The sequence below is a fragment of the Staphylococcus sp. HMSC36A10 genome (assembly GCF_001838845.1).
Classification (GTDB): Bacteria; Bacillota; Bacilli; order Staphylococcales; family Staphylococcaceae; genus Staphylococcus; species Staphylococcus aureus.
Genome location: NZ_KV839067.1, coordinates 15,812 through 27,131, shown reverse-complemented (window position 1 = coordinate 27,131; position 11,320 = coordinate 15,812). Strand labels below are relative to the sequence as shown.

8 protein-coding genes, 1 riboswitch and 1 other annotated feature are annotated in these 11,320 nt (G+C 34.7%); of the genes, 1 reads left to right on the top strand and 7 read right to left on the bottom strand.

Translation table 11 applies throughout. The features are described from left to right. Positions 1–7: 7 nt before the first annotated feature. The 6 genes from HMPREF3247_RS00695 to hutH form a co-directional block, all read right to left on the bottom strand. The gene (locus HMPREF3247_RS00695) at positions 8–946 is read right to left on the bottom strand and encodes a YybS family protein (RefSeq protein WP_021286023.1); all 939 of its coding nucleotides are present in this window, start codon (positions 944–946) and stop codon (positions 8–10) included. A gap of 292 nt (positions 947–1,238) precedes the next feature. Beyond that, entirely contained in the window at positions 1,239–2,207 is a 969-nt protein-coding gene (locus tag HMPREF3247_RS00690; protein ID WP_000186489.1) for a homoserine O-acetyltransferase MetX, read from the bottom strand. Positions 2,208–2,267: 60 nt separating this feature from the next. Next, positions 2,268–2,366: riboswitch (SAM riboswitch) on the bottom strand. 203 nt (positions 2,367–2,569) lie between these two features. Continuing rightward, a complete protein-coding gene (locus HMPREF3247_RS00685; protein WP_000628050.1) occupies positions 2,570–2,899 on the bottom strand; it encodes an AzlD domain-containing protein in 330 nt (109 codons plus the stop codon). Beyond that, positions 2,896–3,591 carry an AzlC family ABC transporter permease gene (locus tag HMPREF3247_RS00680; protein ID WP_000207108.1) on the bottom strand — a complete coding sequence of 232 codons (696 nt, stop codon included), beginning with the start codon at positions 3,589–3,591 and terminating at the stop codon, positions 2,896–2,898. Before HMPREF3247_RS00680 ends, HMPREF3247_RS00685 begins: the two co-directional genes overlap by 4 nt. 650 nt (positions 3,592–4,241) lie before the next feature. Continuing rightward, positions 4,242–5,528, bottom strand: a complete 1,287-nt coding sequence (gene serS / locus HMPREF3247_RS00675; RefSeq protein WP_000884334.1) for a serine--tRNA ligase — start codon at positions 5,526–5,528, stop codon at positions 4,242–4,244. An 89-nt stretch (positions 5,529–5,617) separates the two neighbouring features. Next, positions 5,618–5,834, bottom strand: a binding site (T-box leader). 72 nt (positions 5,835–5,906) lie between these two features. Further along, positions 5,907–7,421, bottom strand: coding sequence for a histidine ammonia-lyase (gene hutH, locus HMPREF3247_RS00670; RefSeq protein WP_070866160.1), 1,515 nt, complete (start codon positions 7,419–7,421; stop codon positions 5,907–5,909). Positions 7,422–7,746: 325 nt separating this feature from the next. Here hutH and HMPREF3247_RS00665 point away from each other — a divergent pair, with 325 nt between their 5' ends. Next, positions 7,747–8,559, top strand: coding sequence for an NAD(P)H-hydrate dehydratase (locus HMPREF3247_RS00665; RefSeq protein ID WP_000449218.1), 813 nt, complete (start codon positions 7,747–7,749; stop codon positions 8,557–8,559). 87 nt (positions 8,560–8,646) lie between these two features. Here HMPREF3247_RS00665 and gyrA read toward each other — a convergent pair whose 3' ends face one another. Next, on the bottom strand, positions 8,647–11,310 hold the full coding sequence (gyrA, locus tag HMPREF3247_RS00660) for a DNA gyrase subunit A (RefSeq protein ID WP_000819079.1): 2,664 nt from the start codon (positions 11,308–11,310) through the stop codon (positions 8,647–8,649). Between the last annotated feature and the right edge of the window lie 10 nt (positions 11,311–11,320).

The window sequence follows — 11,320 nt, the reverse complement described above, 5'->3', positions numbered from 1 at the left end:
CCTCTATTCACTTTTTAGAATTATTTTTCATGATTCGCTTCAAATTCAAACTTAAATCGATAACACCAAGTAGTCCTACAATATGTGTCGTAGGTGTCAGTATTGTACCGATAATCAATAGTAAAATCGTTACTGCATTCGGCAAACCTTTCGCTTTACCAAAGAAATGAATAACACTTAAACCTTGAATATACATTACTAATGATAACACAAGTTGGAAGTTTAAAAGAATGCTCTGGAACACACTCGGTTGACCTGTAAATAATAAACATATGATAACAATAATGTATATCCATAATAAAATACCGCTCATTTGCCACGCGAAAAGTGGCTTAAATACAGGTGTAGCGATTTTAAATTTTCGTAAAATCGGAAATGTAACGATTAAGTTAATTAAGACGATTAAAAATGTAATGATAATGATGAAACCTGGTAATTGAACGGTCGCTTGTCTAAACCCTTCTTCTAATATTTGGGTCATATTCGCATCGGCACCGCTCATCGTAATCGCTTCATGTAATGTTTGCTTGAAAGGTTTTACTATGCTCGCTGATGGTGGAATTCTTCCGAATGTTTGTAGTAACATAAAAGCGATTAATGAAATTAAGCTCATCGCTACTGTTGTTACGTATAATATTCTTTCTTTAGACGTTCTTTCTTTGAGCAATTGACCAATAATTAAACTTGCAATTAAGACTAATATGATGGCACTTAAAACGAAAGTATTACCTAAAACAGTTGTTATAATTACTGTAATAAGTGCACTAATCCCGAAAGATTGTATTGATTTATTCCATAAAACGATACCTGGTATGGTTGCAAATAATGCAAATATTAGTCCTAAACCAGGCACTAGATATAAAGCTAAAGCGACAAATACCAACGCAATCGTTGCAATTATTGTTGCTTTAGGTTGTATTTTTGAAAACACATAAGCCACTCCCATATTTTTAACTATAGCTATTATTTTAACCTCTTTAATGGAATTTAACAATTTATAGATTGTATGCTTCTATTTCATTTAATTGAATAATAACTTTCATGTTTTATAAGTAATTAACATACTCATTTGAATCGCTTTTGTGTGCTTTCATTTTCAACATGATTATTTAATCCCACTACATAGCAATCAAGCTTGATTTAGATTTACAATTCATTACCACTCTCATGTACTCTAGATGTTTTTGAATATGATAGCTGTGATTTAGTGGCTTCATTCTTTGAAAATATATATATTATTACTTACGCTTAAAATGCTTTAAATTTAAGAAATGATATAAGTTAGGTGCCCAGGTACTAAAGTTTAGTAGGAATCCATCATGCCCAACATTATCAGGCACGAAGAAATGACGATGATATTTAAAACGTTCACCTAATGCACGAACTTGATCATCCGGATATAGCAAATCATCTATGAACCCCATCGTTAACACTTTTGTTTCTAAATTTTTAAAAACATGCGTTACGTCTGTGCGACCTCGGTCAATGTTGTGACTATCCAATACATCTAGCAGTGTCAGATAACAATTCAAATCAAAATGTTCTTTAAATTTATTACCTTGATGTTGTTGGTATGCGACTACTTCATCCAGCGTGAAACGTTCATCATAACTTTTTGATGATCGATATGTCAAAAAACCTAATTGGCGTGCAATACTTAGACCTTCCTTACCACCAAGATGAATGGCTTGCCTTGCAATTTCATTGAAAGCTCTACTATAAGATGATGTTCGGCTTGTTGCAGCAAGGATAATGGCTTTATCTACTTCAAACTGTTGATTGTAAAGTAGTTCCATTGCTTGCATTCCTCCAAGGCTTCCCCCTATTAAAATATTAATCTTGTCATAACCAAGGGCTTGTATACCTCGTTCATTCGCTCTGACTATATCTCTTAATGTTAATTTTTTAGGAAAATGAGGGTCGTTTAAAGGTGAACTTGAACCGAAAGGACTACCAATAACATCAAATGTTAAAAATTGATAATCGTGAATGGGTATATATCCCCCATCAATAATTTCTCGCCACCAACCCGGATAATCATCTGTTCCATATGTTAAATGATTGCCAGTTAATGCATGACAAACTACAACTAATGGTTGTCCATGATAACCGACATGCTCATATCTCAAACGCAAGTTATCTATGACTTCCCCAGATTCTGTAATAAATTTCCCTAAATTTAAAGTATCTACTGTGTAATTTGTCATTGTTCTTTCCTCCTTAAACAAAAAAAACTTCTCACCCTATTGAAAAGTAAGAAGTCTTTATACTTATCATTCGAGTAACTCGTTGGTTTTAGCACCGTGCTATAAAGTCGGTTGCTGAAGTATCACAGGGCCAAGTCCCTCAACTTCTCACAATAAGAAATATGAAATTGTTATGTGTTAGTTGAGATTCAGTGATGAATTACTTTATCATTTAAAATGTTGTTATCATTGTCATGCGTTAGCCAAATCGCTTACGTATACACGATTCCCAATCTTAACATAGACGATTTGTATATCAGAATTTTCTGATTACTAACAGTTTACCTAAGTTTAAATATCTGTTCAATGATTTTCAGTTATTTTTAAAAGAAAAATCGTAATGCTGCCATGATAACAATCCCACTAATAATTGTAATAGTTAAACTACGCGTGATTATAGATAAAATAACCGTCGGAATGAGCGCGATAATGTAAGGGATGTTTAATGTATACCCCTCACCATGAGGCGTCTGTTGAATAATGCTGTCAATGACAAGTGCCGTAAATAGTGTGATTGGGATAAATGATAGCCATCGAACCACGACATCAGGCAATTGCACTTTTGAAATCATGATAAAAGGTATAATTCGAATTAATAGCGTTACGATACCACACAATAAAATAAGTATTAACATGTTCATATGAGTTATCATCGTTCCATCATCACTCCTAACGCTGCTGAAATTGTGGCTGCAATTAATATTGCTAGATATGAAGGCATAAACATACTTAGCGATAACATCATTACTATGACGGCAATAATGAGTACTATGTAAATTCTTAATCGCGATTTAGTAATTGATTCAAATTGCGCAATGGCCAAAAAGATAAACATAGCCGTGATAGCAAAATCTAACCCTAGCGTTTGCGGATTTGAGATATATTCGCCAAATAAAGCCCCAGCTACACATGAAATTGCCCAAAATAAATATGCTGTGATATTAAGACCATGCATCCAACGATCATTGATAGCTTCTCCTTTTAAATAAGGTGTAATGGCGACGCCAAACGTTTCGTCAGTTACTAATGAACCTAATCCAACACGGTTCCAAAACCCATATGTCTTGAAGTTTGGTGCAAGCGACATACTTAAAAGGAACATTCTTGAATTTACGATAAATACAGTTAGTACAATCGCTGATATCGGTGTACCTGCTATAAACAACGCGCACATAATAAATTGCGCAGCACCGGCATATATTACAAGACATAACAAGACAATTTCTAAAATACTAAAGTTTTGAGACGAAGCCACAATACCAAATGAAATACCAACACCGGCATAACCCAATAATGTTGGGATACACTCTCGCACGCCTTGTCTAAAACTTAAATGTGTTGTCATCTCAACTACCTCCTTTGCCACTTTATATTTATATAATTACGAAAAAAATAATATACCTAGTCTAATACAGTTCTATATCACAAGCAATAACGTTAGACGCCGGTTTGTCTGAAGTTAGACATACCGTAGTCTTTAATCAGCTTCATATTAACTTTTTATTTTTTAGAATTTTCAATTTTTTATTTAAGACTACCTCCATATTTTCTATGGATTGTAGTTGTTTTTAAATACTAATTTTATAATTTTTTATATCTAATGATGAGTATGGGATATTGATTCATGTACCACTCCCTTATAATCATCATACCCTCCCCCTACCCTACTCCATCGATATTACTCATACTACATCAACGAAATCAGTATTTTATCGCTTAATTTCCTATAATAGTGATGCTCAAAATTGTTACGTTTTAGATTGTTTTAGTTCATCATAATTATCCCGTATTGTTGCTATAATGAAATGCGTTCACCCCATTAAACAACAAACTTAATTTATTGTTGTTATGTGCATTGGCTCACTATTATACTTTTACAGCACAAAAAAAGTGGCGACAGCTTCGTCACCACTTTTTAAAATATTATTTAAAGTATCTTGCCCTTGCTTTAAGTATACGTAGATATATACTTTTTAAAGCTTGTAGCTAAAGCCTTTATTTAACTGGTTTTGAAATTTGTGTTTTACCACCCATAAATGGTACTAATGCTTCTGGAATTGTTACTGTTCCATCTTCATTTTGGTAATTTTCAACAATAGCAGCAAATGTACGTCCAACTGCTAAACCACTACCATTTAATGTATGTGCTAATTCTGGTTTAGCTGCTTTGTCACGCTTGAAGCGGATGTTAGCACGACGCGCTTGGAAATCCGTACAGTTTGAGCATGAACTAATTTCTTTATAATCATTGTAGCTTGGTAACCAAACTTCTAAATCATATGTTTTGCTTGCACTAAATCCAATATCACCTGTACATAAAATAACACGACGATATGGTAAACCTAACTCTTCTAGAATTGCTTCTGCGTTTGTTGTCATTTCTTCTAAAGCATTCCATGAATCTTCAGGTTGTTCAAAACGTACCATTTCCACTTTATCGAATTGATGTAAACGAATTAATCCTCTTGTATCTCTACCTGCTGATCCTGCTTCACTACGGAAACATGCAGATTGACCAGTGAATTTTTCAGGAAGTACACCTGGTTGAATAATTTCATTACGGTAGAAATTCGTTAATGGTACTTCAGCAGTTGGAATTGTATATAATCCTTCTTTTTCTACTTTAAATAAATCTTCTTCAAATTTAGGTAATTGACCTGTACCATACATTGTATCTGCGTTCACAAGCTGTGGTACCATCATTTCTGTATAACCATGTTGTGTTGTATGTTTTGTAATCATATAGTTCATTAAAGCACGCTCTAATTGCGCACCTTCATTTGTTAAATATACAAAACGCGCACCTGAAACTTTTGCTGCACGGTCAAAATCAGCCATTTTCAATTCTTCTACAATATCCCAATGTGCTTTTGGTTCAAATGAAAACTCACGTGGTGTACCCCACTTTTTAACTTCAACGTTATCTTCATCAGATTCACCTTGAGGTACATCATCACTTATTAAATTTGGAATACGACAAAGGATACCTGTCATTTTATTATCAATTTCATTTAATTGACTATCTTTTTCTTTAATATCGTCACCTAATGTGCGCATTTCAGCAATCACATCATCAGCATTTTCTTTATTACGTTTTTTTAATGCGATTTCTTCGCTTACTTTATTACGACGTGCTTTCATTTCTTCTGTTGCACTAATTAATTTACGTCGTTGCTCATCCAATTCTAAAATTTCATCTACAACTTTTGGATCATCTCCACGTAATTCAATTTTGCTCTTAACTGTGTCAGGCTCATTTCTGAATAATCTAATGTCTAACATTAACCTTCATCCTTTCCCAAATAATTATCATTTATTATGGAATGACGTACGTCTTTATTTTTTAGAAAATAAAAAAAGACCACATCCCTACAAGGGACGTGGTCTACGCGTTGCCACCCTATTTAACAATTTAAGTTATAAAGATACACTAAACCTAAATTGCACTTCACTAAAATAACGGTTATCACCGATTGTTCTTTTAAATTAAGTAGGTAGATTCATATATATGTTGATTCTTGTTCACACTAACCACAAGCTCTCTGATATCGAACACTATATATTACTTGTCCTACGAACAATGTCTTATTAAGTTATTTTTAATATAGCAAACTATATTTGCTTTTTCAAGTAACGATTTCAAACATCACTCATGTCGATTTAGTGACATGCAGTCGTTTGATAAATTGATTGCTTTAAATACTGTGCAACCGCTTCAATATCTTTATGAAATTGACGATCATGTGTAATGGATGGCACGATACTTCGAAACTCATCATACTTGCGACGTGTTTTTGGTGATAATCCTTCAACACCTTTTAACTCTGCTGCTTGTAATGCAATAACACATTCGATTGCCAGCACACGTCTTGCATTTTCAATAATTTGATAACCATGTCTAGCAGCTGTAGTTCCCATAGATACGTGATCTTCTTGGTTCGCAGATGAAGTGATAGAATCAACACTCGCTGGATGCGCTAAAGTTTTATTTTCAGAAACGAGACTTGCAGCAGCATATTGCATAATCATCGCGCCACTTTGCAATCCTGGCTCTGGACTAAGAAATGCTGGTAAATCACCATTTAATTGAGGATTTACTAGTCGCTCTAGACGACGTTCCGATACGTTTGCTAATTCACTTACACCTAATTTAAGATGATCTAATGCAAAAGCAATAGGTTGTCCATGGAAGTTACCACCTGAAATAACAAACGTTTCATTTGCTTCCTCAAATATAAGTGGATTATCATTAGCCGCATTCATTTCAAATTCTAATTGCTGTTTAACATAATTGAATACTTGAAAACTCGCACCATGGATTTGTGGTATACAACGCAACGTATATGCATCTTGTACACGTATTTCTGCTTGTCGCGTCGTTAATGCTGATCCTTCTAACCAATCACGCATACGCGCTGCCACATTAATCTGTTCTTGAAAATTACGAACAGCGTGCACATCATGTCGATATGCATCTATAATGCCATTAAGAGACTGATGCGTTAATGCAGCAATCCATTCAGATTGGTAACCTAAATCTTCTGCTTCTATATAACTAATGACACCTTGAGCTGTCATAGCTTGCGTACCATTAATCAATGCTAAACCTTCTTTAGCCTGAAGGTTCAAAGGTTGTCTATTTAATTCTCTTAATACATCGTCACTATCCTTTTCTTCCCCTCTGTACAATACTTTCCCTTTACCAATTAATGCTAATGCTAAGTGTGATAATGGCGCTAAATCTCCTGATGCACCGAGAGAGCCTTGCTGTGGGATTATCGGTATAATACGTTCATTTATAAAAAATTGTAATTGTCTCACTAATTCTAAAGTGGCACCTGAATGACCTTTTAATAATGTATTCAATCGTAAAATCATCATGACTAATGCTACTTCTTTTGAAAATGGCTCACCTAGTCCACAGGCATGTGAGCGTATCAGATTCACTTGTAATTCATTATATTGCGTCGGGTCTATACGTACATCACTAAATAACCCAAAACCTGTAGTAATACCGTAAACCGTTTCCTCATTTTCAATAATACGTTCAACTACCGCTCTACTTTTTTTGACACGTTCTAACGCATCATCAATAATTTCAATCTTTGATTGTTGTTGTAAAAATGATTTAATATCCTCAATTGTTAGTGTTTCACCATCTAAATATAAAGTCATATATGTTACCCCCTTGTTTATATTAAGTAACCCATCCTTCTTGAAGTATACGTTTTCATTTTTATTGAAACAATGGTTTTACGTACATTTATAACCTATTATCAGAGCACTATTGTAGTGCGTTAAAGGATATTAATATTGTTGTAAGCATATTTAATAATTTATCTATTGACGAATTGCATATACAGGTATAGTATTTTCTATTGTATTTAACGACAAATAATAATGAATTCAGAAATTTATAATACATTTTGTTAAAAGTTACTATATATTTTTAAAATTGAATAAATTCCGAAAAGGCTTTTACATGGGAGGTTATATCACTATGGAAACGTTAAATTCTATTAACATTCCTAAGCGTAAAGAAGATTCACATAAAGGTGATTATGGCAAAATTTTATTAATTGGTGGATCTGCTAACTTAGGTGGTGCCATTATGTTAGCGGCTCGTGCATGTGTATTTAGCGGTAGTGGTTTAATCACTGTAGCTACACATCCAACAAATCATTCAGCTTTACATTCTCGTTGTCCAGAAGCCATGGTTATCGATATTAATGATACGAAAATGTTAACGAAAATGATTGAAATGACTGATAGTATCCTTATTGGTCCCGGACTTGGTGTTGATTTTAAAGGGAATAATGCCATTACATTCCTATTACAAAATATACAACCACATCAAAACTTGATTGTTGATGGTGATGCAATCACAATTTTTAGTAAACTTAAACCGCAATTACCTACTTGTCGTGTAATATTCACTCCGCACCTCAAAGAGTGGGAACGTTTAAGCGGTATTCCTATTGAGGAACAAACTTATGAACGTAATCGTGAAGCGGTAGATCGTTTAGGTGCAACAGTTGTACTAAAAAAACATGGTACTGAAATTTTCTTTAAAGACGAAGATTTTAAATTGACAATTGGTAGCCCAGCAATGGCTACTGGAGGTATGGGTGATACTCTTGCCGGTATGATTACAAGTTTTGTCGGTCAATTTGATAACTTAAAAGAAGCGGTTATGAGTGCCACATATACACATAGTTTTATTGGCGAAAATCTTGCAAAAGATATGTATGTGGTGCCACCATCAAGACTTATCAATGAAATACCTTACGCAATGAAACAATTAGAAAGTTAGTCATTACTAATCATTGAATGTAGTACAGTATTACTTTCTAGCATAAAAATAAGACTCCCCTACATATAGGGAAGTCTTATTTTTTTATTATTCTTCATCTGATGATTGTTGTATATCTTCTTCAACACGATCCATGAAATCTTGTCTTACTTCAATACGTCCATCTTCATCATTTTCTTCTGAATCAATCACTTCAGTATGAATTGCATTTCCTGGTGTTTCATCATTTACAACCGCTTCACGTTGTTGTTCAGTACCATCTTCAGATACAGTTGAAGTAGATTGCTCATCTTCATTCGTTTCATCTTCTGCATCTTCTTTTACTTTAGCAACCGTTGAAACAAATTGATCATCGCCTAAACGAATTAAGCGAACACCTTGTGCTGCACGACCATTTTGAGAAATATCTGCAACATCTAGTCGAATAATGACACCTGCATTAGTAACAATCATTAAATCTTCTTCACCAGTTACTGTAGTGATACATACAACATTACCATTACGCTCAGTAATCGTAGCTGTTTTAATACCTTTACCACCACGATTTGATAAACGATAGTCATTAACTGGCGTACGTTTACCATAACCATTTTCAGTAACTACTAATACTTCATCAACACTGTTTGCATGAGCTACATCAAGCCCTACAACTTCGTCACCTTCACGAAGTGTAATACCTTTCACACCCGTTGCTGTACGGCCTAAAGGACGTAATGTTGATTCAGGGAATCGAATTAATGATGCATGTGATGTACCAATCAAGATATCTTCTTGACCACTTGTTAAGCGAACTGCAATTAACTCATCATCTTCTCTGAACGAAATCGCAATCTTACCATTTCTATTTATTCTTGAGAAGTTGCTTAATGCTGAACGTTTAACGACACCACGTTTAGTTGCAAACACTAAGAAGTTGTCTTCACTTTCAAGGTCTTTAACAGCAATCATTGTACTAATGACTTCATCATTTTCAAGTTCAATAGCATTCACTACAGGAATACCTTTAGACTGTCTTGATAACTCAGGCACTTCATAACCTTTTAGTTTGTATACACGACCTTTGTTAGTAAAGAACAATACATGGTCATGTGTACTTAAAGTTACCAATTGACTGACAAAATCTTCTTCCAATGTGTTCATACCTTGAACACCACGACCACCACGGTTTTGAGCACGATATGTAGATACCGGCAAACGTTTAATGTAGTTATTATGGCTCAAAGTAATTACTATTTGTTCTTCTGGAATTAAGTCTTCGTCCTCTAAATCTTCAAATCCACCTAATTGGATTTCAGTACGACGCTCATCACCGAAACGATCTCTAATTTCAGTCAATTCATCTCTAACTAACTGTAATAACACTTCTTCATCAGCTAAGATGGCTTCTAATTCACTAATATAATTTAATAACTCATTATATTCAGCTTCAATTTTGTCTCTCTCTAAACCTGTTAGACGTCTTAAACGCATGTCTAAAATAGCTTGAGCTTGTTTTTCAGAAAGTTTGAAGCGTTGTTGCAAGCTGTCCATTGCAACTTTATCTGTATCTGACTCACGAATCGTTGAAATAATTTCATCGATATGGTCAAGTGCGATACGTAATCCTTCTAAAATGTGGGCACGATCTTTAGCTTTACGTAAGTTGTATTGCGTACGTCTTCTAACAACTGTCTTTTGATGCTCTAAATAATGTACCAACGCTTCTTTTAAATTAATAAGCTTCGGTCTACCATTTACAAGTGCAATCATATTCACACCAAATGATGTTTGAAGTGGCGTTTGTTTGTATAAGTTATTTAAAATGACACTAGCATTTGCATCCTTACGCACATCAATAACGACACGCACACCAGTACGTAAACTTGTTTCATCACGTAAATCAGTGATACCGTCAATTTTCTTGTCACGAACGAGCTCTGCAATTTTTTCAATCATACGAGCCTTATTCACTTGGAAAGGAATTTCAGTGACAACAATACGTTGACGTCCGCCTCCACGTTCTTCAATAACTGCACGAGAACGCATTTGAATTGAACCACGACCTGTTTCATATGCACGTCTAATACCACTCTTACCTAAAATAAGTCCAGCAGTTGGGAAATCAGGACCTTCAATATCCTCCATTAACTCAGCAATTGAAATATCAGGGTTCTTACTTAAGCTAAGTACACCATTGATTAATTCTGTTAAGTTATGTGGTGGAATATTCGTTGCCATACCTACCGCGATACCTGATGCACCATTGGCTAATAAGTTAGGGAATCGAGCAGGTAAGACTGACGGCTCTCTTTCATTACCATCATAGTTATCGATAAAATCTATTGTATCTTTATTAATATCACGTAACAGTTCAAGTGTGATTTTAGTCATACGCGCTTCAGTATAACGCATTGCTGCTGCGCCATCTCCATCCATTGAACCAAAGTTACCTTGGCCATCAACAAGCGGATAACGATAACTGAAATCTTGAGCCATACGTACCATTGCTTCATAAATAGATGAGTCACCATGAGGGTGATATTTACCCATTACGTCACCAACGATACGTGCTGATTTTTTATATGATTTATCCGGTGTCATACCTTGTTCATTTAATCCATATAGTATACGACGATGTACTGGTTTTAAACCGTCACGAACATCTGGCAATGCACGAGCAACGATAACACTCATCGCATAATCTAAAAATGATTCACGCATTTCACTGGTAATATTTCGTTCATTTATTCTTGATTGAGGTAATTCAGCCATCAAGAGTTCC